General features: G+C 69.9%; 26 protein-coding genes. 5 read left to right on the top strand and 21 right to left on the bottom strand.

Annotation, left to right across the window (positions count from 1 at the left end; translation table 11 throughout):
- Positions 1-157 precede the first annotated feature (157 nt).
- Positions 158-1,495: a class II 3-deoxy-7-phosphoheptulonate synthase gene (locus ABD830_RS03255; protein WP_344984776.1), complete on the bottom strand. Its 1,338-nt coding sequence runs from the start codon at positions 1,493-1,495 to the stop codon at positions 158-160.
- Between the two features lie 102 nt (positions 1,496-1,597).
- Positions 1,598-2,794 carry an FAD-dependent oxidoreductase gene (locus ABD830_RS03250; protein WP_344984775.1) on the bottom strand — a complete coding sequence of 399 codons (1,197 nt, stop codon included), beginning with the start codon at positions 2,792-2,794 and terminating at the stop codon, positions 1,598-1,600.
- 120 nt (positions 2,795-2,914) lie between these two features.
- Here ABD830_RS03250 and ABD830_RS03245 point away from each other — a divergent pair, with 120 nt between their 5' ends.
- Positions 2,915-3,829 (top strand): anti-sigma factor, encoded by a 915-nt coding sequence (locus ABD830_RS03245; RefSeq protein ID WP_344984774.1) that lies wholly within the window; start codon positions 2,915-2,917, stop codon positions 3,827-3,829.
- A gap of 142 nt (positions 3,830-3,971) precedes the next feature.
- Here ABD830_RS03245 and ABD830_RS03240 read toward each other — a convergent pair whose 3' ends face one another.
- Genes ABD830_RS03240 through ABD830_RS03215 form a run of 6 tightly spaced genes read right to left on the bottom strand, consistent with a single transcriptional unit; the run spans position 3,972 to position 10,543 of the window.
- Positions 3,972-4,967 (bottom strand): phosphotransferase family protein, encoded by a 996-nt coding sequence (locus tag ABD830_RS03240; protein ID WP_344984773.1) that lies wholly within the window; start codon positions 4,965-4,967, stop codon positions 3,972-3,974.
- A gap of 9 nt (positions 4,968-4,976) precedes the next feature.
- A complete protein-coding gene (locus tag ABD830_RS03235; RefSeq protein WP_344984772.1) occupies positions 4,977-5,975 on the bottom strand; it encodes a LacI family DNA-binding transcriptional regulator in 999 nt (332 codons plus the stop codon).
- Positions 5,956-7,365, bottom strand: coding sequence for a GH1 family beta-glucosidase (locus tag ABD830_RS03230; protein WP_344984771.1), 1,410 nt, complete (start codon positions 7,363-7,365; stop codon positions 5,956-5,958). Before ABD830_RS03230 ends, ABD830_RS03235 begins: the two co-directional genes overlap by 20 nt.
- Positions 7,362-8,192 (bottom strand): carbohydrate ABC transporter permease, encoded by an 831-nt coding sequence (locus ABD830_RS03225; RefSeq protein WP_344984770.1) that lies wholly within the window; start codon positions 8,190-8,192, stop codon positions 7,362-7,364. Before ABD830_RS03225 ends, ABD830_RS03230 begins: the two co-directional genes overlap by 4 nt.
- On the bottom strand, positions 8,189-9,145 hold the full coding sequence (locus ABD830_RS03220; protein WP_344984768.1) for a carbohydrate ABC transporter permease: 957 nt from the start codon (positions 9,143-9,145) through the stop codon (positions 8,189-8,191). The genes ABD830_RS03225 and ABD830_RS03220 overlap by 4 nt, the downstream gene beginning before the upstream one ends.
- A gap of 57 nt (positions 9,146-9,202) precedes the next feature.
- Positions 9,203-10,543: an ABC transporter substrate-binding protein gene (locus ABD830_RS03215; protein ID WP_344984767.1), complete on the bottom strand. Its 1,341-nt coding sequence runs from the start codon at positions 10,541-10,543 to the stop codon at positions 9,203-9,205.
- 411 nt (positions 10,544-10,954) lie between these two features.
- Here ABD830_RS03215 and ABD830_RS03210 point away from each other — a divergent pair, with 411 nt between their 5' ends.
- Entirely contained in the window at positions 10,955-11,770 is an 816-nt protein-coding gene (locus tag ABD830_RS03210; RefSeq protein WP_344984766.1) for an alpha/beta fold hydrolase, read from the top strand.
- Positions 11,771-11,829: 59 nt separating this feature from the next.
- Here ABD830_RS03210 and ABD830_RS03205 read toward each other — a convergent pair whose 3' ends face one another.
- A complete protein-coding gene (locus ABD830_RS03205) occupies positions 11,830-12,360 on the bottom strand; it encodes a MarR family winged helix-turn-helix transcriptional regulator (RefSeq protein ID WP_344984765.1) in 531 nt (176 codons plus the stop codon).
- Positions 12,350-13,072, bottom strand: a complete 723-nt coding sequence (locus tag ABD830_RS03200) for an SDR family NAD(P)-dependent oxidoreductase (RefSeq protein WP_344984764.1) — start codon at positions 13,070-13,072, stop codon at positions 12,350-12,352. The genes ABD830_RS03205 and ABD830_RS03200 overlap by 11 nt, the downstream gene beginning before the upstream one ends.
- A gap of 187 nt (positions 13,073-13,259) precedes the next feature.
- Between ABD830_RS03200 and ABD830_RS03195 the strand changes: the two genes are divergently transcribed.
- A complete protein-coding gene (locus tag ABD830_RS03195) occupies positions 13,260-14,480 on the top strand; it encodes an MFS transporter (protein WP_344984763.1) in 1,221 nt (406 codons plus the stop codon).
- A 110-nt stretch (positions 14,481-14,590) separates the two neighbouring features.
- Here the strand turns inward: ABD830_RS03195 and ABD830_RS03190 are convergent, their stop codons facing one another.
- The 3 genes from ABD830_RS03190 to ABD830_RS03180 are packed head-to-tail and all read right to left on the bottom strand — an operon-like array spanning position 14,591 to position 16,795.
- Positions 14,591-14,944: a hypothetical protein gene (locus ABD830_RS03190; protein ID WP_344984762.1), complete on the bottom strand. Its 354-nt coding sequence runs from the start codon at positions 14,942-14,944 to the stop codon at positions 14,591-14,593.
- Complete coding sequence (locus tag ABD830_RS03185) at positions 14,941-15,411, bottom strand: hypothetical protein (protein WP_344984761.1); 471 nt, start codon at positions 15,409-15,411, stop codon at positions 14,941-14,943. The genes ABD830_RS03190 and ABD830_RS03185 overlap by 4 nt, the downstream gene beginning before the upstream one ends.
- 58 nt (positions 15,412-15,469) lie before the next feature.
- Complete coding sequence (locus ABD830_RS03180; protein ID WP_344984759.1) at positions 15,470-16,795, bottom strand: MATE family efflux transporter; 1,326 nt, start codon at positions 16,793-16,795, stop codon at positions 15,470-15,472.
- A 132-nt stretch (positions 16,796-16,927) separates the two neighbouring features.
- Between ABD830_RS03180 and ABD830_RS03175 the strand changes: the two genes are divergently transcribed.
- Positions 16,928-17,473 carry an AAA family ATPase gene (locus ABD830_RS03175; RefSeq protein ID WP_344984758.1) on the top strand — a complete coding sequence of 182 codons (546 nt, stop codon included), beginning with the start codon at positions 16,928-16,930 and terminating at the stop codon, positions 17,471-17,473.
- Between the two features lie 17 nt (positions 17,474-17,490).
- On the opposite strand, the gene ABD830_RS03170 is transcribed toward ABD830_RS03175, so the two are convergent.
- The 7 genes from ABD830_RS03170 to ABD830_RS03140 form a co-directional block, all read right to left on the bottom strand.
- The gene (locus ABD830_RS03170; protein ID WP_344984757.1) at positions 17,491-18,747 is read right to left on the bottom strand and encodes an RNA polymerase sigma factor; all 1,257 of its coding nucleotides are present in this window, start codon (positions 18,745-18,747) and stop codon (positions 17,491-17,493) included.
- A 136-nt stretch (positions 18,748-18,883) separates the two neighbouring features.
- Positions 18,884-19,324, bottom strand: coding sequence for a YciI family protein (locus ABD830_RS03165; protein WP_344984756.1), 441 nt, complete (start codon positions 19,322-19,324; stop codon positions 18,884-18,886).
- A gap of 83 nt (positions 19,325-19,407) precedes the next feature.
- Complete coding sequence (locus ABD830_RS03160) at positions 19,408-19,716, bottom strand: HAMP domain-containing protein (RefSeq protein ID WP_344987611.1); 309 nt, start codon at positions 19,714-19,716, stop codon at positions 19,408-19,410.
- A gap of 312 nt (positions 19,717-20,028) precedes the next feature.
- Complete coding sequence (locus ABD830_RS03155; RefSeq protein ID WP_344984755.1) at positions 20,029-20,595, bottom strand: NADPH-dependent FMN reductase; 567 nt, start codon at positions 20,593-20,595, stop codon at positions 20,029-20,031.
- Positions 20,596-20,731: 136 nt separating this feature from the next.
- Positions 20,732-21,418, bottom strand: a complete 687-nt coding sequence (locus ABD830_RS03150) for a nitroreductase (RefSeq protein WP_344984754.1) — start codon at positions 21,416-21,418, stop codon at positions 20,732-20,734.
- A gap of 209 nt (positions 21,419-21,627) precedes the next feature.
- Complete coding sequence (locus tag ABD830_RS03145) at positions 21,628-22,032, bottom strand: MarR family winged helix-turn-helix transcriptional regulator (protein WP_344984753.1); 405 nt, start codon at positions 22,030-22,032, stop codon at positions 21,628-21,630.
- A 157-nt stretch (positions 22,033-22,189) separates the two neighbouring features.
- Entirely contained in the window at positions 22,190-23,053 is an 864-nt protein-coding gene (locus ABD830_RS03140) for a LysR family transcriptional regulator (RefSeq protein ID WP_344984752.1), read from the bottom strand.
- 58 nt (positions 23,054-23,111) lie between these two features.
- Between ABD830_RS03140 and ABD830_RS03135 the strand changes: the two genes are divergently transcribed.
- Entirely contained in the window at positions 23,112-23,924 is an 813-nt protein-coding gene (locus ABD830_RS03135; protein ID WP_344984751.1) for an alpha/beta fold hydrolase, read from the top strand.
- 6 nt (positions 23,925-23,930) lie between these two features.
- Here the strand turns inward: ABD830_RS03135 and ABD830_RS03130 are convergent, their stop codons facing one another.
- Positions 23,931-24,626, bottom strand: a complete 696-nt coding sequence (locus ABD830_RS03130) for a YoaK family protein (RefSeq protein ID WP_344984749.1) — start codon at positions 24,624-24,626, stop codon at positions 23,931-23,933.
- Positions 24,627-24,736 lie beyond the last annotated feature (110 nt).

Raw genomic sequence — 24,736 nt, 5'->3', positions numbered from 1 at the left:
CTAAATTTCCCCCGAATTCAGTTCTCTTTTTCGCCCTGATGAGACGCACATCACGGGTTGTCAGCGTCCCGTATCGGGGCCGCTTCATTCCGTTTCCTGGGGCCGCGCGATGTTACGCGTCCGCCCCGAGCGGAGTGAACCGCCCGGGGGGCAGGGGTCAGCCGCGGTAGAGCTCGGCGACGCGGAAGGCGAGGTCGAGGGACTGGCCGCGGTTGAGCCTGGGGTCGCAGGCCGTCTCGTAGCGGGTCGCGAGGTCACCCTCCACGATCTCGTGCCCGCCCCCGACGCACTCCGTCACGTCGTCGCCGGTGAACTCGATGTGGATGCCGCCGGGGTGCGTCCCCAGCGACCGGTGCACCTCGAAGAACCCCGCCACTTCGTCGAGCACGTCGTCGAGCCGCCGCGTCTTGTGCCCGCTGGGCGCCTCGAACGTGTTGCCGTGCATCGGGTCGCAGATCCAGGCCACCCGCGCCCCCGTGGCCGTGACCTCCTTGACCAGGGCGGGCAGGCGCTCGCGGATCTTGGAGGCGCCCATCCGGGTGATGAACGTGAGCCGCCCCTCCTCGTTGCCCGGGTTGAGCTTGTCGATGAGCGCGAGCGCCTCGTCAGGCGTCGTCGTGGGCCCGAGCTTGACGCCGATCGGGTTGCGGATCTTGGAGAAGAAGTCGACGTGCGCCCCGTCCAGCTGGCGGGTGCGCTCGCCGATCCAGACCATGTGGGCCGACACGTCGTAGGGCCGCCCCGTACGCGAGTCGATCCGGGTGAGCGCCCGGTCGTAGTCGAGGATGAGCGCCTCGTGCGAGGAGTAGAACTCCACGGTGTGGAACTCCTCCGGGTCGGCGCCGCAGGCCCGCATGAACGCGAGGGCCTGGTCGATCTCCCTGGCCAGCTGCTCGTAGCGGCGCCCGGCGGGCGACTCGGCCACGAAGTCCTGGTTCCAGGCGTGCACCTGGCGCAGGTCCGCGTAGCCACCCTTGGTGAACGCGCGCGCGAGGTTGAGGGTCACGGCCGAGGAGTGGTACGCCTTGAGCAGCCGCCACGGGTCGGGCCTGCGCGCCTCGGCGGTGAAGTCGAAGCCGTTGACCATGTCGCCCCGGTAGGCCGGCAGCTCGATCCCGTCGCGGGTCTCGGTGGGCTTGGAGCGCGGCTTGGCGAACTGCCCCGCCACCCGGCCGATCTTCACGACCGGCACCTTGCCCGCGTACGTCAGCACGATCGCCATCTGCAGCAGCGTCTTGAGCTTGTTGCGCACGTTGTCGGCGGTGGCGCCGGAGAAGGTCTCCGCGCAGTCGCCGCCCTGCAGGACGAAGGCCTCACCGCGGGCGACGGCGGCCAGCTGCTCCTTGAGCTGGTCGCACTCCCCGGCGAAGACCAGCGGGGGCAGGCCGCCCAGCTCGGCGACGACCTTGTCGAGCTCGCCGCGGTCGGGCCAGTCTGGCTGCTGCGCCACGGGAAGGGCTCGCCAGGTATCGAGATCCACGAGATTGCTGCTCACGAGATACGAGGGTAATCCACCGGCTCTGCCCTGCCGACCGTGTTGTCCACGTTTTGGATGCACCTGGCGCGTGAGAAAAAGGTTTCCCGGCAGAGACCGAGGTCAGGACTCCCGTACCGTCACGTGTTCCGGCCGGACGCCGAGCCCGATGAACCGCCGTACCATCCGGTTCACCAGCGGGATCCTCGCGAGGTCGCGCGGCAGCGGCGACGGGTCGAACTCCTGCCTCAGCGCCCGCTTGATCACCATGTTCTGGACCACTCGCTGGGCCGCCTGCGTCACCCTGGTGGGTGGCATCCGCCGCTTCTGCAGCAGGTGCAGGGTCGACTCGGGGATCGGCGCGCCGGACCTGAGCGAGCCCGCCAGCAGGTTGGCCGCGGCGACCGCGTCCTGCACGGCCAGGTTGATCCCCACCCCGAACACCGGCGACATGGCGTGCGCGGCGTCCCCGATGCACAGGAACCCCGGCCGGTGCCAGCGGCGCAGCCGGTTGATCACGACCGTGAGCACGCTGACGTGGTCGTAGCTCTCGATCTGCCCGATCCGGTCGGCCAGCCACGGCAGCAGCGACACGACCGGCTCACGGAGCGCGCCGATGCCCTCGCGTACGAGCTCGTCGAACCCGCCCTTGGGGATCACGTACGCGAGCTGCCAGTAGCTCTCCCTGTTGATCGCGACCATCATGCGGCCGCTGGAGATCCGCAGGAACGTGTCGTCGCGGTCGGAGGCGTGCCTCGGCAGCCGGAACCACACCACGTCCATCGGCGCGCCGAGCTCCTCGGGCACGAGCCCCGCCCGTTCGCGCAGGATCGAGTGGCGCCCGTCGGCGGCCACCGTCAGGTCGGCCCTGATCTCGTGCTCGCCGGACGCGTCGCGGTACCGCAGCCCGCGTACGGCCCGGCCCTCGCGGATCAGGTCGTGCGCCTCGGCGTTCATGAGCAGCCGGAAGCCCGGGTACTTCTCGGCGGCCGACGTGACGAGCTTGAGGAAATCCCACTGCGGGACCCACGCGATGTAGTCGTAGGCGCCGGACAGGCCGCGCAGGCTCGCCAGCCTGACGTCCCCCACGTCGGTCACCATGCTGATCTCGTACGCCTTGCGGTGCGGGATCTTCAGGAAATCCTCGGCCAGCCCGACCTCGTCGAGCACCTGCAACGTGGACGGATGGATCGTGTCGCCCCGGAAGTCACGCAGGAAATCGCCGTGCTTCTCCAGCAGCGTCACCTCGACGCCCGCCCTGGCCAGCAGCAGCGCGAGCATCGCGCCTGCCGGGCCGCCTCCCGCGATTACGCAGTCCATAATTCATCACCCGATGAGATTGTCTCACGTCATGGGAAAAGAGCAACCCCTTCATGGCAATCCGACATGCCCGAGCGGCCGAAGTACATGCGTGAGCCGCCTCTCACAAAGGGAGTGGACATGACCGACGGACTCCACACCCTCTCTGGCGCCTACGCCGTGCACGCACTGCCGTACGCCGAGTGGGTGCTGTTCGAGGAGCACCTGGCGGCGTGCCAGGTGTGCGGGACGGAGGTACGGCGGCTGCGGGAGACGGCGGCCAGGCTGGCGGCGACGGTGGCCACGCCACCGCCCGCCGCGCTCCGCCTGCGCCTGCTCGCCGCCGCGCACGGGTCCCGGCGTCCCGCCGCCCCGCCGGAGCACGCGGACCCGCCCGAACGCGGATCCGAGAACCCGGCCACGCTCGCGCTCCCGCCGCATCCGGCGAACCCGCCCACGCTCGCGCTCCCGCCCGGCCTGGCGAACCCGCCGACGATCCGTGTCCCGCCCGGGGCGTGGCAGCCCGCCGCCACGGGGGCGCCGGAGGTGCAGGCGGCGCCCGGGGAAGGCCGGGTCGTGCCGTTCAGGCGCGGGCGGAGCAAGGTGCTGGCGGGCCTGGCGGCGGTGTCCGTGGCAGCCGCCGTCGCCTTCGGCGCGGTCGCCATCGACGCCCGCCGCGACCTGGACGACCTGGCCGCGCGGAACGGGGAGGTGATCGCCGTGCTGGCCGCGCCCGACGCCGAGACGGTACGCCGGCCCGTGACCGCGGGCGGCACCGCCACGCTCGTCATCTCCCGGTCCAGCGGCCGCATGGTGTTCGCCTCGTCCGGCCTGCCCCGGCTGCCCGGAACCAAGGGGTACGAGCTGTGGCTGATGGGCCGCGACGGCCCCCGCCCCGCCGGCATGCTGGACCGCGCCGGGGACGGCCTGACCACGCCCCTGCTGGTCACGCCGGAGCGGGAGGACGACCGGGTGGCGCTGACGGTCGAGCCCGCGGCCGGATCAGGGAAGCCGACCACCCGGCCCATCCTCCTGGCCGATCTTCCCGAGGCCTGACCCTTGGTGGCGCGGCGCTGCTGGCGGGCAACACGGCGCCGATCCTGTCGGGCACCACGGTCAGGGGCGCCCTGGTGTGCGCGGAGAGCAGCCCGTGGACCTCAGCGTGCCCAGCAAGGGCTCGGCGCCGTGTGTCGGGGCGCTATCCGCGGGCGCCAGGGGAGGCGCCTTCGAGGCGGTCGAGCACAGCGGACAGTGACGCGAACGCGGTGTCGCGGGTCCCGGCGTACTCGTCCTCCGGATACTGCCGGGGCCCGTCCTCCACCAGCAGGATCAGATAGAGGTAGGCGCGGTAGAGGTCGAGCCGGGTGCGCGCCGCCGGGGTGAGCTCCAGCGGCGTCACCTCGCGGTAGCCCGCCAGCAGCGGGTCGTCCTCCGTCAGCTCGCCGAAGATCGTCGGCGGGACGAACTCGGCGATCGGGTCGCCCCAGAAGGCCCGCTCGTGGTCGATGATGGCCTGGATCCGCGGCGTGCCGCTGAGGTCGAGGAAGACGTTGCCCGGCCACACGTCGAAGTGCACCAGCCGCGGCGTCGTCACCTCGTCGAGCACGGGCGACGCCGCCTCGACCAGGTCCATGATCTCCTCAGCGGGGCGCGGCAGCGGCGTCGGGTAACGCTCGGTGTCGCCGATCAGCGCCCCCACCATCGCCAGGAACCCCTCCCGCCAGGTGGCGCCCACGATGCCGGCGTGCGGGTAGCCGAACACCTCGCCGGTCACCGCGTTGAACCTGGCCAGGTGGCGGCCCAGCTCCCGGCGCAGCGCCTGCTCGCCCTCGGGCTTGACGTCGTTCCACGACACTCCGTCGAGCGCGCTGAGCACCAGGTAGTCACCGCCCAGCACCGGGTCGTCGAATCCGGCGCACAGCAGCGTCGCCATCGGCACCCCGGCCTGCGCCGCCAGCTCGTAGGCGGCGGCCTCCATGCGCAGCAGGTTGCGCTCGTAGCTGAGCTGGTCGAGGTCGGGCGGCGGCGACAGCTTGAGCACCACCTCGCGCCCGTCGTCCAGCTTCAGCCGCCAGACGGCGTTGGCGTAGCCGTCGGTCAGCTCGGTGGCGGCCGTCACCCCCGTGCCCAGCGCGCGCCGCACCAGGGCGTCGAGCTCGGCGTCTGATAAGCGGCGCTTGGTCCTACTGTCCACGGGAGCCTTTCATGCGGACTGCCTGCGTACGAGGTGGGTGTCGAGGATCACGACGGGCTGCCGCAGCTGCTCGCCGTTGATCCGGGCCACCAGCAGCTGCGCCATCTGCCGGCCCATCTGCTCGGTCGGCTGGTGGACGGTGGTCAGCGGCGGGTCGGCGTGCAGCGCGGCCTTGGAGTCGTCGAACCCGATCACGGCCACGTCCTCCGGGATCGACCGGCCCGCGGCCTTGAGCACGCGCATCGCGCCCAGCGCCATCGGGTCGGACGCGGCGAACACCGCGTCGAGGTCGGGGTGCTCCGCCAGCAGCTCGGTCATCGCCGTCGCGCCGCTCTCCTCCGAGAAGTCGCCGTACGCCACCAGCTCCGGCAGGCCGGTGAGCAGCAGCGCGTCGCGATAGCCGGCCAGACGGTCGACGCCCACGCCCATGTCCTGGGCGCCGGCGATCGCGGCGATCCGGCGGCGGCCGAGCCCCAGCAGGTGCTTGACCGCCTGCCGGGCGCCCGCCCGGTTGTCCATGTCCACGTAGCTGTACGGGTGGAGGCCGACGGGGAGGCCGCCCAGCACGGTCGGCACTCCCATGTCCTCCAGCCTGCCGGGCAGCGGGTCGGCGCCGTGCAGCGACAGGAGCAGCACGCCGTCGACGTGCTGCCCCGTCAGGTAGGCCTCCAGCCGCTCGTGCTCCTCAGGGGTGCGGGCCATCGCCAGGATGAGCTGCAACCCCGTCTCGGCCAGCGCCGAGCCGATGCCGCGGATGGTGCCGGCGAAGTAGGGCTCGTCGAACACCCGCAGCTGCGACTCGGAGACCACCAGCGCCACCGTGTCGGTGCGGCGCGTCACCAGGGCGCGCGCCGCACGGTTGGGCACGTAGCCCAGCTCGCGGATGGCCAGCTCAACGGCCTCGCGGGCCTTGGCGCTGACGTTCGGCGAGCCATTGATGACTCTCGACACCGTGCCCCGGCCTACCCCGGCCCGAGCCGCGACTGCCTCAAGAGTCGGTCGGTTCATGGCGCCTATTCTGCCGGATGACCTCCGAGTACCAGAGCGCGCTGTCCTTGAACACTCGTTCCTGGGTCTCGAAGTCCACGTGCACCAGGCCGAACCGCTTGCCGTAACCCCAGGCCCACTCGAAGTTGTCCATCAGTGACCAGGCGAAATAGCCCTCCAGGGGCACGCCGGCCTCGATGGCCTCCTTGCAGGCGCCGAGGTGCGCCTCCACGTACGCCCGCCGCTCGTTGTCGTGGATCCGGCCGTCCTCGAGCACGTCGTCGAAGGCGGAGCCGTTCTCGGAGATCACCATCGGGATCGGCGGGTAGTCCCGCGCCACCCTCTGGAGGACCTCGACCAGGCCGCCCTCGTCGATCTCCCAGCCCATGGCCGTCACCGGCTGGCCGCCGCTGACGAACGACACGTGCTCGCTGCCCACCCACGGCGAACCCGTGTCCGTGGGGGCCGCCGCCGCCGACTGCCTGCCGCCTGGTGCTCCCGATACCGTGAAGCGGCTGTAGTAGTTGACGAGCAGCACGTCGATGGGCGCGTTGATGATCTTCATGTCGCCCGGCTGGATGAAGTCGATCTCACCGGGGAGGTCCTCCAGGACATCTTCCGGGTAGCGGCCCAGCAGCAGCGCGTCCAGGAAGAACCGGTTCTGCAGCCCGTCGATGCGCCGGGCCGCGTCCAGGTCCTCCACGCTGTCGGTGGCGGGCGTGACCGCGTACAGGTTCACGCAGCCGCCGACGCGCCGGGCGCCCATCGCCTGCACGGCCAGCCCGTGCGCCAGGTTGAGGTGGTGCGCGCCCCTGATCGCGTTCTCCGGCTCGCGTCGGCCGGGGGCGTGCTCGCCCGAGGCGTAGCCGAGGAACGCGGCGCACCATGGCTCGTTGACGGTGCTGAAGGTGTGCACGTGGTCCTTCAGCGCCTCGTGGACCGTCGCCGCGTAGTCCGCGAAGCAGTACGCCACGTCGCGGTTCGGCCAGCCGCCCTTGTCCTCCAGCTCCTGCGGCAGGTCCCAGTGGTAGAGGGTCAGCCACGGGTCGATGCCGTGCCCGCGCAGTTCGTCGGAGAGACGCTTGTAGAAGTCCAGCCCCTTCTGGTTGACCTTGCCGGAGCCGGTCGGCTGGATGCGGGGCCAGGACACCGAGAAGCGGTAGGCCGACAGGCCCAGCTCCGCCATGATCCCGACGTCCTCCCGGTAGCGGTGGTAGTGGTCGATGGCCACGTCCGCGTTGTGCCCGTTGAGAATCCGGCCCGGCGTCCTGGTGAACGTGTCCCAGATGGAGACGCCGCGCCCGTCCTCGGCGACCGCCCCTTCGATCTGGTACGCCGAGGTCGCCGCGCCCCACGCGAAGCCCGCAGGGAAGCGCAGCCCGGCACGCGTCTGTTCCTCTTGTGTCGTCACGCCTTGACCGCACCTTCCATGAGGCCGCCGACGATTTGACGGCCGAAAGCGACGAATACTGCGATGAGGGGGATGATGGACAGCGCTGTACCCGCGAAGATCAGCGTGTAGTTCGTGGAGAACCTGGCGTTCAGCGAGGTGATCGCGATCTGCACGGTGGGGTTGTCCGGGGTCAGCACGATCAGCGGCCACATGAAGTCGTTCCACATGAGCATGAACGTGTTGATGCCGAGCACGGCCATGCCGGGGCGCACCGCGGGCAGGACGACGTTCCACCAGATCCGCAGTGTGGCGGCGCCGTCCACCCTGGCCGCCTCGACCAGCTCCATCGGCACGGCCTGCCGCGTGTACTGCGTCATCAGGAACACGCCGAACCCGTTGAGCAGGTACGGCAGGATGACCGCCTTGAGCGTGCCGGTCCACTCCAGGCTCACCATGAGCCGGTAGAGCGGCACCACGCCCATCTGCTGCAACGGCACGGCCATCGTCAGCAGCACGAGCACCAGCAGCACGCCCCTGCCCTTGAAGGTCAGGTTCGCGAACGCGAAGCCGGCCAGCGTCGAGATGATCACCACGGAGACGGTGACGATGCTCGACACGATGAACGAGTTCGTCAGGCCCAGCAGGAACTTGGCGTCCTCGTTGTTGAGCACGGCGACGATGTTCTCGCCCAGGTTCCCGCCCGGCAGGAACGGCGGCGGCACGGCGACGGCGTCTGCGTTCGTACGGGAGGCGATGACGAGCATCCAGTACAGCGGGAACGCCGACAGCACGACGGCCAGGGCCAGCATGAGCCTGGTGGCGAGGGTCGGGGAGAAGTTGTTCATCTGGTGCCCCCGATCCTGCGCACGAACAGGAAGTTGATCGCCGCTCCGATGAGAATGAGCAGGAACAGCAGCCAGGCGGCCGCCGCTGCGTAGCCGTAGTCGAACTCGCGGAAGCCCTGCTTGACGATGAACATGGCCACCGTCTGGAACTGTCCCTGCGAGCCGCCGTCGACGTTGCCGTTGTAGAACGTGGTCGGCTCGGAGAACAGCGTCAGGCCGCCGATCGTGGAGTTGAGCACCACGAAGATCATGGTGGGGCGCAGCATCGGCAGCGTGATCTGCCAGAACTGCCGGCGCCGGGAGGCGCCGTCGATCGCGGCGGCCTCGTACAGGTCGCGGGGGATCGTCTGCATGCCGGCCAGGAAGATGATCGCGTTGTAGCCGGTCCAGCGCCAGTCGACCATGGTGGCGATGGCGATCCACGACGGGATGCGCTCGGCCCGCCAGTTCGTCTTGTCCACGCCGAACCAGCTCAGGACCCAGTTCACCAGGCCCCAGTCGCGGGCGTACAGCTGCGTGAACACCACCGCGACCGCGACCACCGACGTGACCAGCGGCAGCAGCACGCTCATGCGGATCGGCAGGCGGAACCTGAACCGCTTGTTCAGCCCGTTGGCCAGCAGGAGCGCGAGCAGCATCTGGGGGACGGTGGCGATGACGAACATGCTGACCGTGTTGACCACGGCGTTCCAGAAGTCCTCATCGCCCAGCAGCGCGGTGTAGTTGCCCAGTCCGGTCCATTCCACGGTCCCGGCCAGGTCGTAGTCGTAGAGCGAGTAGTAGAGGGTGAAGGCCAACGGGAACAGCCCGAAGGCGGCGAACAGCAGGAAGTACGGGGACACCAGGGCGTACGGCATCGCCTTGACGTCCAGTCGGGAACGCCAGCGGCGGCCGGGCGGGCGGTCGCGGCGATGGCTGTATCCACGCCGCCCGTTGAAGGGTGTCGAGCTCATAGCAGACCTTTCAGCGGCAACAAGCCCGGCCCGCTGCCGGCGGGCCGGGCGGAGGGACTAACCCGCGGCCTTCACCGCGTCGTCGACCAGCTGCTGCCAGGCCTTGTCGTACTTCACAGAGCCGTCGTCCATGCCCTGGATGACGGACTCGATGGCGTTCTTGACCTGGGCGTGCTTCACGCCGAGGAAGACCGGCTGCAGGCTCGAGGCGGACTTGGCGAAGATCTCACCGATGGGGGCCTGGTTGAAGAACTCGTTCTTCGCGCCCTGGACGGCCGGGTCCTGCTGGGCCTTCGTGTTGCTCGGCATGTTGCCGAAGTCCTTGAAGATGCTGGCCTCGGTCTCCGCCTGGGTCAGGTAGTCGGCGACCATCGCGGCCTCCTTCGGGTGCTTCGACTGCTTGGGCACGGCCACCCAGGAGCCGCCCCAGTTGCCGCCGCCGCCCGGCACCGAGGCCACGTCCCACTTGCCCTTGCCGCCGTCACCGGCGTTGCCGCTGACCACGCCGAGCATCCAGGACGGGCAGCCGACCGTGGCGAACGCGCCCTTCTGGGTGCCCGCCGCCCACTCGTCGGTGAAGTTGCGCAGCTTGGCGGTCAGGCCCTGCTGGCTCATCTTCGTGGCGAAGTCGAAGGCCGACTTCACCGCCGGGTTCTTGTCGACGATGAGGTTGTTGTCCTTGTCGAAGTACGTGACGTTGCCGTTCTTGGCCGCCTCCTGGTAGAGGACGACCTGGTACAGCGTGTTCGTGCCGTCGGCGAACTTCGTGTCCTTGACCTTCGACTGGAACGTCTTGCCGACGTTCATGAACTCGTCCCAGGTCGGCCAGAGCGCGCTGACCTTCTCACGGTCGGTCGGCAGCCCGGCCTTCTTGAACAGGTCCGTGCGGTAGCAGAGGCTCATGCCGCCGATGTCGGTGCCGAGGCCGAACAGCTTGCCGTCGGCCGTGACGCCGTTCTCCCACTTCCACGCCGGGAAGTCCGCCTTGCGGGAGTCCAGGCCGTACTCCTTCAAGTCGGCCCACCACTCGGGGTGCGCCTTGGCCAGGCCCATGCCGCCCTCGTCGATGCCGACCACGTCGCCTGCGCCGTTGCCGGCCTGCAACCACTGGATCATCTGGGGCCAGTACTGCTGCTCGAACTGGTCGGTGAGGTGCTCCTCCTTGATCTGGATGTCCTTGTGCTCGGCGTTCCACTTCTCGATGGCGTTCTTGTAGCCGAAGTTCGTGCCGCCGCCGAAGGTCTGCACGCGGATGGTGACCGGCTCGGCCGCCGCCGAGGAGGCGGGAGCGCTGCTGGAACCCGTACCGGTGTTGCCTGAGCTACAGGACGCGACGGTCAGCGCCGCCGCGGCGAGGGCCGAGGCCGCGGCAAGACCGCGACGCTTGCTGATCATCATGGTGGACCCCTTCTCGGGTGAATGTGTGGGGAGTGCACCGCGGCACGCGCTCCGCCGCGGTGGGAGTCTTTGGGAGCGCTCCCACAAAGGGTGCACTTACGTGGTCTGCACGTCAATCCACCGAAACGCAACCGTTACCAATGGGGCGGTTTGTCACATTGAAACCGGATTTTTAGCGTTATAGTGCGCAAAGAGCGTCTTGGGAGCGCTCCCACCACAAGAGGCATCTTTTGTGTCGCATCAAGGGCATGTCACCCGCACCGACCACGCTTTCTCCCCGTTACACCACCTGTGAGAACGCCTGTTGGAACTCTGCCGGGGCACGCGGGGCATTCCACTCCCAGGCGGGGCCGCAGAACACGCCTGTCGGTCGCCGCGATGTGAGGACGAGCCCGCTTAGCATTGGTGCACATGGAGTTGACGGAGCGATTCGAGTGGCGTGGGAGGCGGATCGCCTGGGGACGCTCGGGCGACGGCCCGGCCGTGGTGTTCTGTCATGGCACGCCGTTCTCGTCGGTGTTGTGGCAGCCGTTCGCGGAGACCTTGAGCCGCGACTTCACCGTCTATCTGTGGGACATGCCCGGATATGGTCGTTCCTCCAAGCATGCCGAGCATCCCGTGGATTTCGGCGCGCAGGCCGAGGCGTTCGCGGCGCTGCTCACGCACTGGGGGCTGGACCGGCCACACGTGATCGCCCACGACTTCGGCGGCGCCGTGTCCCTGCGCACCCACCTGATCCTGGGCGCCGATTACGCCTCGCTCATGCTCGTCGACGTCGTGGCCATCCCGCCCAGCGGCTCGCCCTTCTTCCAGTTCGTGCAGGACCATCCCGACGTCCTGGCGCAGCTGCCGGCCTACATCCACACCGCCATCGTGCGTGCCTACATTCAGGGCGCCAGCCACCGCGGCCTGCGCGACGACGATCTCGACGCCCTCGTGCAGCCGTGGACGGGGGAGGACGGCCAGCCGGCCTTCTACCGGCAGATCGCCCACTACGACGAGCGCTTCCTCGAAGAGAACGAGGAGCAACTGGGTCGCATCAGCATCCCCGTACGGATCCTGTGGGGCTCCGATGACGCGTGGATCCCCACCGATATCGCCCGGCGGCTGCAGAGCCTGATCCCTGCCGCCGAGCTCTCGCTGATCGAGGCCGCCGGTCATCTGGTCCACCACGACGCGCCGGTCCCGCTGATGGACGAAATACGCGCCTGGCTCACCGCCGGCTGACGCACGTGTCAAGGGTGGCCCCGTAAGGACGAATCGAGGCCACGTCGGAGCGGGAGGGCTCAGTCTCCGACCTGCCCGGTCGGAGCCGGGCCGCCGAGCCCGGCGAGCAGTTCGCGCAGCAGGTCGGCGAGCTGGTCGCGGCGTTCGGGTGCGAGATGGCCGACGAGGCGGTCCTCGGCCGCGAGCAGGCCGGCGACGACGCGGTCGAGCAGGGCGTGGCCCGCGTCGGTGAGGGTGACCGCGCGCGCGTGGTAGCCCGATCCGGCGGCGGTCCGTTCGACCAGCCCTGCCCCGGCCGCCCGCTCCACGCGCTGGGTGATCGCGCCGCGCGTCACCATGCAGGCGTCGGCCAGCTTGCCCGGGCTCATCCGGTACGGCGGGCCGGAGCGCCGCAGCGTGGACAGCAGATCCAGCGTCGCGACGTCCACGCCCAGCTTCGTGAGGAGACGGCGGCGCTCGTCGCCGAAGACCTTGGCGGCCCACCAGATCCGGGTGATGACCCCGATCGACTCCACCGGGACGCCCGGCAGCTCCCGCCGCCAGGCGTCCTGGATGGCGTCGGCGCCGTCGCGCGGCGGGTCAGCGGCCACGTTCGGCGCCGCCGTTCACCTGGATGATCTGCGCGGTGACGTGCCCGCCGCCGGGCGAGGCGAGCCAGTGCACGGTCTCGGCGATGTCCTGCGGCGTCCCGGCCCGGCCGGTGTGGGTCTGGGCGACGAGCGTCGCGCGCCGTTCGTCACCCAGGGCGCCGCTGAAGAACTCGGTGTCCTCGATGAACCCCGGGGCGACCACGTTCACCGTGATGCCGCGCGGTCCGAGCGCGGCGGCCAGGTCCGACGCGTACGGGTGCAGGGCCGCCTTCATCGGGCCGTACGAGGTGCCTCCCGAGCCCCGGAAGGCCGCGATCGAGCTGATGAACACGATCCGCCCGGACGGGTTCAGCAGCTCGCGGAACGCCTCGGTCGGCAGCACCGACGTCAGCACGTTGGCCCGGAAGTTGCCCGTCCACCGCTCCGTGACGCCGCCGGAGCCGTCCCGCATGTCGACGTTGCCGCCCGCGTTGTTGACCAGCACGTCGATCGTGCCGAAGCGCTCGGCCAGGGCGGCGCGCACCCGCTCGACCTCCGCCGGCTCGCTCAGGTCGGCCGGCAGGGCGGCGCCGCCGATCTCCTTGGCGGCCGCCTCCAGCACGTCGGCGCGGCGACCGATGATCACCACCCGGTCCCCGTCGGCCGCGAAGCGCGCCGCCACCGCCTTGCCGATGCCGGTGCCCCCGCCGGTGACCACTGTCGTGCGTGTCATGTTCATCCCTCCTTGAGTTTAGGCCTAAACTCAAGCTAGCAGAGGGAACCGGAGGGGGCCGACCCGAGGGTGCGGCCGCGGCTGGGCGTTCCGGCCATCCAGGGGGGACTGTGCCGCGATGCGAGACCTCAGACCTACGACCTGAGCCCGATCCGTTGCCCATGTTCCTGTTGCGACACTGGCCGCCATGCTCCGCTCCTCCTCCCGGACCTCGGCGACCGGCCCCTTCCTCGTGGGCATGTTCGTCGACGCGCTCGGCAACGGCCTCTATGTCCCGCTGACCCTGCTGTTCATCCAGGAGGTGACCGGCCTGCCCACGCCCGTGGTGGGACTGGGGGTGACCGTGGCGGCGACGATCGGGCTGGCTGCCAACCCGGTCGCCGGAGTGCTCATCGACCGGTTCGACGCCCGTACCGTCCTGGTCGGCACGTACGTGATCCGCGCGCTCGGCTTCGCCCTGTACCCGCTCGTGTCCGGCTTCGGCCCCCTCATCGCGGTCGCCGCCGTGATCGCGTGCGGAGACCGCGCCTTCTACCCCGCCTCGAGCAGCTATGTCGCGGTGCTCACGAAGGACGGCGGCAGAGACCGTCTGTACGCGCTCATGGCCACGGCCCGCAACGTCGCCTTCGGCCTGGGCGGCCTGCTGTCGGCCGCCGCAGTCTCCCTCGCCGGTGGCTACGCCCTGATCGCGGCACTCAACGCGGCCAGCTTCGTCATCGCCTCGGCCTTCCTCCTGCGCATCCGCCCCACCCCGGGTGAACACCCTCCGAGCCCGGCCCGTGGCGGCTACCGCCAGGTGCTCACCGACGGGCCGTTCATGGGCCTGGTGAGTGTCGAACAGGCATTCACCCTGACCAAGCTCATCCTCTCCGTGGGCCTGCCGCTGTACGCGGTCTCGGTGCTCGGCGCCCCGCCCGCCGTGCTCGGCATCCTTTACACGATCAACACGCTGCTGGTCGCGGCTGGGCAGATGGGAGTGCGCCGCCTCCAACGGCACGCCCGCCGCACGCACGCCATGGCCCTGTCCGGCGTCGTCTTCATCGCCTCCTGCGTCCTGTACGCCCTCGCCGCCCCCCTTCCGCCCGGCCCGCCGCGCATCGCCGCGCTGGTGGCCGCCACCCTCGTCTTCACCCTCGCCGAACTCATGCACGCCACCCCCTCCGCGTCCCTGGCCGCCGGCGCCGCGCCCCCCGCCCTGCGGGGCCGCTACCTGGCGGTCCACCAGATGACCTGGTCCGTGGGCCAGGTCGTGGCGCCCGCCGGATTCTCACTCCTGCTCGGCTCGGCGCCACTGTCGCTGTGGGGGGCGCTCGCCACCCTGCTCGCGCTGGCCTCCGCGGGGCTGCTGCGACTGTCGGCCCGCCTGCCCGCGGAGGCGGTGTCCGATGCCCTCGACGGCCGTCCTTGAGAGGGGGAAGGGCAGCGGAAACCGCGCTTTGAGTTCGAGCGGTCGATGGGCATCCCGGATGGCGACGTCCGCGCTGAGGGGAGTACGTCGTTTCATGCACGAGTAGCCGGCTATTCAGTGTCCTTCGGGTGCCGAGGCGATGCGTAGATCACCCAGACAGTGCGGGTTTGGTCATCGATGGCATAGCGAACACGCCCGCCGCTGGTGACCTCGAATTCCCACTGCTCCAGGTCCTTGCCGTTGTGGCGATGAGTCGCGAGGTCGCCGCGTAGGCGATGCTGACGATCGTGGCTGGAGCGTGAACGCGGATCGGCACGCAGCGCTTCGAAGCACCGGCGTGTATTGGCCAGGGCATGCCGGCACAACTCTTCCCACCCGCTGACTGCGTCGCTGGTGCCGAACCGGACGTCCCACTCGTCACCTGGGGGTGGGACCGTAACCCGGTCTCCGCGCTTCGGGCTCATATTGAGACCTCAACCGGCCCGAAGTCGCCGCTCGTGGACTTGCGGGCCTCGGCGTAGTGCGCAGGATCGGCCTTGATCCGCGCAGTTGCCCGCCAGCCTTCGATGACCTCCTGAGTGGTCGCGTCGACGTCCAGTTCGGCGGCATCAGAAAGCGCCTCGACCAGTTCGAGGGTGAAGGCACGCAGTTCGGGCGCTGAAAGGTGGCGTACCCAGGGGAAGACCTCCGGCATGGCAATGACGAGCGCACGCGCGGTGGGGTCGTGCTTGATCAAGGCGAGGAACAGCCGGGATGCCGTGGCCAGCGTACGGTCGCGTTCTTCTTCGCGATCAGCCGCCGTCAGGTAGAAATCCGGGGCGTCGCGATGAGTCACACGTACTCGACCTAGACGCGCCGCACGTTCGGCGACGGCTCGGGGATTTCTAGACAGATCGGAGAAGGTCACGGCATCCGCATGGCTGGTGCTCACTCCACAAGTCTAATCAGAATACGTTCTGACGACTACGTTAATGTGATGACAGAGCGGCTCAGGCATCGCGATCACCAGAGCTCAGCGCTGCGGAAGAAGGGTGCAGAGCCGAGCCGACCCGTGCGCTGTGCCGCCTGAAGCCGGTGGTCTGCGATCCAAGGATGAGCACGCCGCTGGCGGTCAAGGCCACCCACAGGCCCGTCAGCCCCCAGGCCGCGGCGGCGGGGATCATCATGAGGGCGAGCATGCCGTTTCCGGCGATGGCCGAGCCCAGCGTCCAGGTCGTTCGTTTGAGTCCCGTCAGGCTCCACGACATCACGATCGCGCAGTTGTTGGCGAGGGCGTAGGTCCCGAGCAGCGGCAGCAGGGCGAGGGCCAAGGCGAGGACCGCGGCGTCCGAGGTGAACAGCCCGAGCACCGTCTCGCCGAGCAGGAGCAGCACGAGAGCGCCGGTGAGCACTCCGGTGGCCGCGATCGTCACGGCCGCCCGGTTGAGCCGGCGGGCGTCATCAGGGGAGGCGGCTCTGGCGATCTCCGGCGTCACGGCCTGCGCGACGGCGAACGCGGCCAGTCCCAGGAACCCTTCCAGCGACGTGAGGATCGCGTGGGCGGCGGCCCCTTGGGCGCCGGTCCGTGCGGCGGCGTAGGTCACGCCGCCCATGACCGTGAACTTGATGACGAGCGTGGCGGACATCGGGATGCCTACCTTGGCCATGCGTACGATCTCCCGCGGCCGGGGACGTCCAGGCCACAGAGACTGGCCGGCCAGTTCGGGTAAGCGCAGCAAGAAGACGTTCGACACGGTGACACCCAGGGCGGTGGACGCCAGCAGCGCGATGCCGGTGCCCTGGATGCCTATCCTGGGTACCAGCGTGAGATGCAGGACGACCCCTGTGGCGGTGCTCGACAGGCTCGACCAGAGCACCTGCCGACTGCGTCCCAGCGCTGTCAGCATCCCGTTGGCGCCGCTGCCCGCGGAGGACAGCAGCACCTGGACAGCCAGGAGCACGGGCAACACGCCGAACTCGGCTGTCACCTCACGGGGCGCCCCGTTGAAACGCGCGATCAGGGGGACGCCGAGCATGACGCATGCGCCGAGCGTTCCGAACCCGATGGTGAGCCAGCGCGCGTCTTTCAGGATGGGCAGCGCCTCGGCGGGGCGGTCACGGCAGGCGGCGATGAACGGGGCCATGCCGCGCAGACCGCCCGACACCGCGGCCGTGACCGGGGCGAGCACCGCACTTGCGAGCGCGAAGGCCGCCAGCTGGGTGGTCGCCTGGTGCCCGAGGAGGGAGGTGCTGATGAGCTGGGCGACGACGCCGGCGCTCAGGGAGAGGAAGAGCGGAGCTGCCGCGCTCAGTATCGCGCGATGAGGAGAAGGCATGAAAAGCAAAATCCCGGGCGGTCGATCGCTCGGGATGCAGGATAAGTATATCATCCCGGCGGCCGAAGATCAGGCCGCCTGCGCCGGCCGTGCCGGGCGGCGTCCAGGTCCAAGGCATACGGGGAGCGATTGGTGAGGCGATACATCCTGACGGGCACCCCTGGGGCCGGGAAGACGGCGATCCTGCGCCGGCTGGAACGTGACGGTTACACGGTCGTCGAGGAGGCGGCGACGGATGTCATCGCCCTGCACCAGGCTCAAGGCGAAGCCGAGCCGTGGACGGAGCCGTCCTTCGTGGAGGCGATCGTCGCCTTGCAGCGGCGACGGCAGGAACGGGCCGCGGCCCTTCCCGGCGATGTCCAGATCTACGATCGATCACCTGTCTGCACCTACGCCCTGGCCACCTACCTCGGCCACCCGGTTCCCCCGGCGCTGTCCCGCGAACTGGAACGCATCCGGGCCCGGCAGATCTACGAGAAGAAGGTCCTCTTCGTCCAGAACCTGGGGTTCGTCACGCCGACGGACGCGCGGCTGATCACCTTCGCGGAGTCGCTGCGATTCGAGCAGGTCCACCAGGACGCCTACACCTCACTCGGCTACGAGTGCGTCCCGATCGCCCCTGGCACGCTGCCGGAACGGGTGGCAGCGGTCAAGAAACAGCTCGAATCCGCACCCTGACCAGTGACTCTATGGGCTCAGCAGGAGGCGGCGCGGTCCTCGAGGAGTCTGCGTTCGCGGGCGTTGCGGGTCATCGCGGCCGCTCGCTCGAACTCGGCGCGGGCCTCCTCCCGCCGGCCCAGCTTGAGGAGCAGGTCCCCTCGTACGCTCGGCAGCAGGTGGTAGTCCTTGAGCGAGGGCTCGTCCACGATCTGGTCCAGGAGCTGGAGACCCACCGCCGGGCCGTAGGCCATGGCGAGGGCCACCGCCCGGTTGAGCTCGACGATGGGGGAGCGGGACAGCCTGGCCAGGGCCTCGTACAGGCTCGCGATGCGTTCCCAGTCGGTGTCCTCCGGGACGACGGCCCTGGCGTGGCAGGCGGCGATGGCTGCCTGGAGGGTGTACGGGCCGGGCACGTCCCCCAGCTGCTCGGCCTGGTCGAGGGCGGCCAGGCCGCGCCGGATGAGCAGCTGGTCCCACACCGCCCTGTTCTGCTCCAGGAGGAGGATCGGCTCGCCTGACGGGCCCAGCCGGGCGGCGGATCGGGAGGCCTGGATCTCCATGAGCGCGACCAGGCCGTGGACCTCGGGTTCCTTGGGCATCAGACCCGCCAGGACCCGGCCCAGCCTGAGGGCGTCCTCGCACAGGGCGGGGCGCATCCAGTCGTCCCCGGCGGTCGCCGAGTAGCCTTCGTTGAAGATCAGGTAGATGACTTCGAGCACGGAGGCCAGGCGGGGCGACAGCTCCGACGCCTCGGGTACCTCGAAGGGGATCTTCCTGTCGGCCAGCGTCCGCTTGGCCCGGACGATCCGCTGCGCCACCGTCGGCTCCGGGACCAGGAACGCCCGGGCTATCTCGTCGGTGGTCAGGCCGCCGAGGACGCGCAGCGTGAGCGCCACCCGCGCCTCCATGGAGAGCGCGGGATGGCACGCCGTGAACACCAGGCGCAGGAGATCGTCCTCGATCTCGTCGACCTCGGGGAGGTCCTCCTCCGTGTCGAGGCGGTGGCCGAGTTCGATCAGGTTACGTTCGAGGCGTTCGTTCCTGCGGATCATGTCGATGGCGCGGCGCTTGGCCACGGTCATCAGCCAGGCGCCCGGGTTGCGCGGCACGCCCGTCTCCGGCCACTGCTCCAGCGCGGCCACCAGCGCGTCCTGCGCCAGCTCCTCGGCCAGGCCGACGTCGCGCACGTATCGGGCGAGTCCGGCGATGAGCCGGGCCGCCTCGATCCGCCACACCGCCTCGATCGCCCGGTGAGCGCCCTGGGGGTGAGGGTTGCTGTCGGAAGCCGTCACCGGCCCATGAGAGCAGCACCACGCCGCCGATGGCAACCGCCGCCGGCCGTCGCCCAAGACATCGGCCCTTCTTCACCCCACCGGCACATCGGCCGAACGGGCCTGAGCCGCCGGACCGGCCGGGTAAGCGTGAGGGTCAGGCGCCGGGCTGGTCGACGCCGAGGCGCTCGCGCAGCGCCTCCTCACGTGCGCGCTCATCCGCAGGCAGCGAATCGTCCGGCACGTCCGAAGCGTCGAACACTCGCCACACGTCCAGCCCGATCCCCTCATGCCCCGGCGGCACCGGCACCCGCAGTGCCCACTCGATCGCCTCCTCCCGGGACTTCACCTGGATCAGCCAGAAGCCGGCGATGAGCTCCTTGGCCTCGGCGAACGGCCCGTCGATCACCGTCGACCTCCCGCCGCTGTAGGCGATCCGCGCGCCCTGCGAGCTCGGGTACAGCCCCTCGGCCGCCAGCAGCACCCCCGCCTTGGCCAGCGACTCGTTGTAGGCGTGCATGTTGTCCACGAGCTCCTGGCTCGGCAGCACCCCGGCCTCGGTCTCCGCGTTCGCCTTGCCCACGATCATGAACTTCATCGGTGTCGGTCTCCCTGTCGTCCGTATCGGTCTCGTTGAACGCGTCGAACGGCGAAGGGCGGTGTCGACACGTACCGGAGAATTTATTCGGCGCCAGTGCCGAGTAGATGAGCGGATGGGGCGCTCAGCGGCAGGCGCAGGACGAAGCCGGCCAGCGGGGTGCGCAGCTCGTGGGAGGCGTCGGAGGCGAACTGGCGTTGCCGCTGCAGCGCTTGCTCGGTCGAGGCTTTGGCCTGCTCCAGACGTCCGAGCGTGTGGTTGATGGTGCGCGCCAGTTGGGCGATCTCGCCGCGGCCCTGCGATTGCGGGATGCGGGTGCTCAGATCGCTGACGTTGATCGCGGCCAGTTGCGCGTGCATGAGTTGGATCGGGCGCAACGCGCGGCTGGTGATCTTCCAGGTCGCCGCTGCGGCCAGGGCTCGCGGGCGCCCGACCAGCCGGGGTCGGCTGACGCCTGCTCGGCGGCCGATGCTCCGACCATGCCCACCGGGACCAGCACGGCGATCGCCGTGGCCATGGCGAGGACGGTGAGCCGGGCCGGGGTCGAGCGCAGCGGCGGCCGCCGCGGCGATGAGCCCGGACTCATGGCGTCATCTCGCCGCTTCGCAGCCCGCCCGGCGAACCGCACGCGTGCGCGAACCTGCCAGGTGCTCGGCCGGTCAAGGCATGCCGGCGGCGGTGATGACGGCTCGTTCTCAGGGCGGCTACAGGCCCGGGATGTCGTGGTGGTGGTGCCGGATGTGCGCCGTGAAGGCCCGCAGGTATCCGGTCAGAAACTCGGCGACGGACGGCACCTGGATGTCGCCCTCGTCATTGATCAGTCCCTTGGTGAACTGGATGTAGGCCTCGGGCTGGCCCAGCACCGGGGAGTTGGTGAAGGAGAGGATGGTCTTGAGGTGCTGCTGTGCGACCGCGGTCGAGACCTGGCCGGGTGAGGTTCCGATGATCGCGGACGGCTTGCCGTTCAGGACATTGGATCCATAGGGCCGGGTCGCCCAGTCGATGGCGTTCTTCAGCGCGGCCGGTACGGACCGGTTGTACTCAGGGGTGACGAACAGGAGAGCGTCGGAGGCTTTGATCGCGTCCTTGAACTCCTGGGCGACGGCGGGGTAGTCAGGGTCGTAGTCGTAGCTGTACAGGGGAAGCTGGTCGATGGGGATCTCCGTGAGGCGGAGTTCCGGCGGCGCGAGACGGCTCAAAGCCAGAGCGAGAGTCCTGTTGATCGACTTCTGGGACAGGCTCCCGACGATGTAACCAACGATGTAAGTCATGGCGTTTCCCTTTCAAGAAACCGGCCTCGGAGGAGGGGAGAAGGAGGACGCGCGGCCAGGCGTCAGGAGTGATCTACTCGGAGCAGCCGCACCGGTAAGCGGCCCGCGGCGTTGAGGGCGACGACCCGTTCGGTGTTCATGACGCTTCTCCAGCGGGCTGACCCTCGACGAACGTGACCGTCTCGTCCAGCGGCGCCCGGCCCGTACGGATGTAATCCACCGTGACGTCCTCGAACCCGATCGACATGCCGCAGAAGAGGACGAGCCCGTCCGGGGGCGACAGAACCTCCGCGACGGTCCTGCGATACACCGACCACGCCATCTGCGGGCAACTGTGCAGCCCTTCGGCGCGCAGCAGCAGCATGACGGACTGCAGGTACATGCCGACGTCGGCCCATTGGGGCAGGCCCATGTAGCGGTCGATGTAGCAGAACAGGGCGGCGGGGGCGCCGAAACACTGCCAGTTCTCGGCGGCGGCCCTCTGGCGCGCCTCCCAGTCCTCACGCGCGACACCGAGTGCGCTGTAGCGCTCCTGGCCGAAGGCGGATCGGCGCTCGCGGTACGGGGTCTTCAGCTCGGGCGGGTACATCTCGTACTCCCGCTCGTCCCAGGGGTCGCCTGCGGCCAGGCGCTCGCCGGCGCGCTTCTTGAGGTCGGCCAGTGGCTCGCCGGTCAGCACGTACGCGTGCCACGGCTGGAGGTTCGATCCGGACGGCGCCCAGGCCGCGGCGGACAGCACACGCTCCAGCGTCTCCCTCGGGACAGGCCGGTCGGTGAATCCGCGCACCGCGCGCCGGCTCGTGACCGCCTCATAAACGTCCAAGATCGTCTACCTCCCCGCTCTGCTCAGCACGTCCAACTGCGCTACGTCTAAGACGGTATCAGACGATACTGTATCATTCAATACTATTCAGCGGGCGTAAGAGCCCCGATGAATGACGAGGGGATGGATCTCACGCTAGCCAACAAGGCGCGCGCCACCGGGATCGGGGCTCGCCTGTGGTCGTCCGGAGACGGCCGGCGCGGGCGCGCTTACGCCCCGCCGTCCGCTGGATAGGCAAATCGGGTCAGCAGATCCCGCAGCAGCTCGGGCTCGCCGGGCCCCAAAGCGGTGACCAGGCGCTCATCCACTGGCTCCGCCGCCACATGAGCCGCGTCGACAAGCTCGACGCCCTGCGGCGTGATCTCCACCACCCGCACCCGCCGGTCTCCCGGAACGGTCTTGCGTACGGCGAGCCCCTTGCGCTCGAGGTCGTCCACGACCCGCATGATCCCCGCCTTGTCCGACCCGGTCGCCGTCGCCAGGTCCCGCTGCACGGTGGGCCCGCGGTCGACCAGCACGATCAGCACGGCGAAATGCCGCAACTCGATGCCGAGCGGCCGAAGCGCCTCTGTCATCGCCGTGGCCGCGCGCCAGTGCGCTTGACGCAGCAGCAAGCCGAGAGCGAAGGGCGATGCATCCCCAGGACGGTCGGTCGCACGCGAGGCGGTCGTTCTGCGAGGAGCGTCGGCGGTCATGCGCCCATGCTACCCGTTATCTTTTCGCTCGATACGGTATCGAATGAAATCAAATACCCGGTCGGCAAGATAAAATCTACAATGTAAAGGCGGTCAGCTGGTCGAGAAACGCCCGAGCCGTCGGGGCACATTCGGTCAACGACGGGACGGCCAGGGCCAGGGAGCGGGTCATCGCCGGCTCGAGGGGCCGGGTGACGACGGCGCCCAGGTCGGCGGGCAGGCCCAGGGCGGGGACGATGCTGACGCCCAGCCCCGCGGCCACCATCTCGAGGATGGCGGCGGGGCCGCCGGCCTCGAAGGCGACGTCGAGCTGGACCTGGGCGGCCAGGGCCGCGCCCATGATCAGCGGACGGCAGCCGGCGGTGGTGAGGATGAACGGCCGGTCGGCCAGGTCGGCGAGGGTGATGGCCGGGCTGGTGCTCAAGGGGTGGCCGGCGGGCAGCACGGCGACCATGTCGTGGGTGCTGAGGTGGACGGTGTGCAGGCCGGGGGCGGGGAGGGTGACCACGCCGACCTCGGCGGCGCCGCGGTGGAGCCATGCGCGGATGTCGTCGTCCACGCCCTCGAACAGACGGACCCGTACCTGCGGGTAGCGGTCGGAGAAGGCGCGCAGGAGCTTGGCGATGAGCGTGCCGGTGGCGCTGGGGAGGCTGGCCAGGCGGAGTTCGCCGGTGATCTGGCCGGCGGCGGCGGCCACGTCGGGGCGGATGAGGTCGAAGTGGCGCAGAGCCTCACGGGCTCGGGCGAGCGCTGCCTGGCCGGCCTCGGTGAGGGCGATGCCGTCGCGGTGGCGTACGAACAGGGCGGCGCCGAGCTCGCGCTCCAGGGTGGCGATGGCACGGCTGACGGCGGGCTGGGACATGCCGGTGTGGTCGGCGGCGGCGGTGAAGCCGCCGTGCTCGGCGACCGCGACCAGCGCCCGGAGCTGCGCCAATGTCATACCGGCATACCTTAGTTGGTATTTGACCATGACGGTTTCAGAACATCATGGTTATGGCATGTCGAAGCGAATGACGGTCGAAGTCGACGGCCGGATGGCCAGTTGTCTGACGGCGGGCGAGCGGGGCCCGGTGGTGTTGCTGCTGCACGGCACGTACTGGAGCCGGGTCTGGGAGCCGGTGATCGACGAGCTGGCGGCGGCGGGGTTGCGGCCTGTGGCGGTCGATCTGCCGGGGCTGGGGCGTTCCGAAGGGGAGCTCACGGCGGAGACGGCGGCGGTGCCCGCGCTGGCGGCTTGGGTGGGGCGGTTCGCGGCCGCGGTGGGCGTGGACGCGCCGCTGCTGGTGGCGGGGCACGACATCGGGGGCGCCGTCGCGCAGCGCCTGCTGGTCGAGTCGGAGGTGGCGCGGCTGGCGCTGGTCAATTCGGTCACGTACGACTCCTGGCCGGTGCCCGGGGTGGCGCGTTACCGGGATCCCGCGGTGGTGGCGGCGACGACCGTGGCGGAGTTGCTGGCCGCGCGCCGCAAGGCGGTCACGACGGCGCTGGCCCGGCCCGCCTCCGAGGCGGAGCTGGCCGACTACCTGGACCCGTGGCATGACCTGCGGGTGTGCCGCTCCTGGATGGCCCTGGCGGGTGCGGCCGACAGCCGCTTCACGATGGAGCTCGTGCCTGCGCTGAAGGCGGATGAGACGCCGAAGCTGCTGGTGTGGGGGGAGGACGACACGTTCCAGGAGGTCCGGTACGCCGAGCGTTTCGTCGCGGAGATCCCGAACAGCACGCTCGTGCGCGTTCCCGGGGCCGGGCACATCCCGATGGAGAACGACCCGGCCGGGGTCGCGCGGGCTCTGGCCGATTTCTTCCTCGCGTGACCGGGCTCAGCGCGTACGGCGGGTGCGTTCGTGGGCGGCGACGGCGACGATCGCCAGGAGGATCAGGGCGGCGGCGAGCGGGAGGGCGGGGCCGACGTGCAGGTGCAGGGTGGCGCCGATGAGCGCGCCGAGGAGCATCGCCACGACGGACGCGGACCGGCGCAGGGCCGCCCGGCCGGGGGTGTCGGCGGCCAGGCCGGTGAGGGTGGTGGTGAGGACGTTGGTGACCAGGTCGGGGACGGCCAGCCCGCGTACGGAGGCGTTCTGCAGGCCCATGCCGTACGCGAGCAGTCCGATGAGCGCCGCCCTGGGACCGGTGTGATGGTGCCCTGAGATCAGGTCCACGGCGAAAGCGGTGGCGACGAGCAGGGCGTGTGCGGCGGAGGCGGTGGCGAACACGCGCCGGGTGTTCCCCATCCACCTGCTCGCCTGCCCGACGGTCCACGCGCCTGCTCCGAAGGCCGCGAGGGCCAGGAGGGAGGCCCAGGCCGACATCTCGCGGTCTCCGGCCAGGGCGAAGCCGAGGAAGACGATGTTGCCGGTCATGTTGGCCACGAAGACGCGGCCCAGGCCGAGGAAGCTGATGGCGTCCACGAGGCCGGTGACGACGGCCAGGAGGATCAGCAGGGCGGGCAGGACGCCGTGCGGGTTCGCGCCGCGGGGGAACAGCCCGTCGGCGACCCACCGGAGACCGCCTCTCACGGGCGCTCCGCGGGCGCGGCTCCGGGTGGACTGGGTCCCATGGCGGCTCCTTGGCGGGCGAGGTTGTCGCGCGTGGCTCTTCTGTGGAGCCTGCCTTCCCTCGGGGTCTT

Origin of the sequence: Nonomuraea helvata, assembly GCF_039535785.1 — a bacterium.
Taxonomy (GTDB): Bacteria; Actinomycetota; Actinomycetes; order Streptosporangiales; family Streptosporangiaceae; genus Nonomuraea; species Nonomuraea helvata.
This window is presented reverse-complemented; position numbering and strand designations above follow the sequence as displayed.

Bases quoted from the DNA above. Each gene is read 5' to 3' on its own strand.
- ABD830_RS03250 (WP_344984775.1), bottom strand. From the start codon at position 2,794: ATGGACTGCGTAATCGCGGGAGGCGGCCCGGCAGGCGCGATGCTCGCG.
- ABD830_RS03245 (WP_344984774.1), top strand. From the start codon at position 2,915: ATGACCGACGGACTCCACACCCTCTCTGGCGCCTACGCCGTGCACGCA.
- ABD830_RS03235 (WP_344984772.1), bottom strand. From the start codon at position 5,975: ATGAACCGACCGACTCTTGAGGCAGTCGCGGCTCGGGCCGGGGTAGGC.
- ABD830_RS03225 (WP_344984770.1), bottom strand. From the start codon at position 8,192: ATGAACAACTTCTCCCCGACCCTCGCCACCAGGCTCATGCTGGCCCTG.
- ABD830_RS03220 (WP_344984768.1), bottom strand. From the start codon at position 9,145: ATGAGCTCGACACCCTTCAACGGGCGGCGTGGATACAGCCATCGCCGC.
- ABD830_RS03215 (WP_344984767.1), bottom strand. From the start codon at position 10,543: ATGATGATCAGCAAGCGTCGCGGTCTTGCCGCGGCCTCGGCCCTCGCC.
- ABD830_RS03210 (WP_344984766.1), top strand. From the start codon at position 10,955: ATGGAGTTGACGGAGCGATTCGAGTGGCGTGGGAGGCGGATCGCCTGG.
- ABD830_RS03200 (WP_344984764.1), bottom strand. From the start codon at position 13,072: ATGACACGCACGACAGTGGTCACCGGCGGGGGCACCGGCATCGGCAAG.
- ABD830_RS03195 (WP_344984763.1), top strand. From the start codon at position 13,260: ATGCTCCGCTCCTCCTCCCGGACCTCGGCGACCGGCCCCTTCCTCGTG.
- ABD830_RS03190 (WP_344984762.1), bottom strand. From the start codon at position 14,944: ATGAGCCCGAAGCGCGGAGACCGGGTTACGGTCCCACCCCCAGGTGAC.
- ABD830_RS03180 (WP_344984759.1), bottom strand. From the start codon at position 16,795: ATGCCTTCTCCTCATCGCGCGATACTGAGCGCGGCAGCTCCGCTCTTC.
- ABD830_RS03165 (WP_344984756.1), bottom strand. From the start codon at position 19,324: ATGAAGTTCATGATCGTGGGCAAGGCGAACGCGGAGACCGAGGCCGGG.
- ABD830_RS03155 (WP_344984755.1), bottom strand. From the start codon at position 20,595: ATGACTTACATCGTTGGTTACATCGTCGGGAGCCTGTCCCAGAAGTCG.
- ABD830_RS03140 (WP_344984752.1), bottom strand. From the start codon at position 23,053: ATGACATTGGCGCAGCTCCGGGCGCTGGTCGCGGTCGCCGAGCACGGC.
- ABD830_RS03135 (WP_344984751.1), top strand. From the start codon at position 23,112: ATGTCGAAGCGAATGACGGTCGAAGTCGACGGCCGGATGGCCAGTTGT.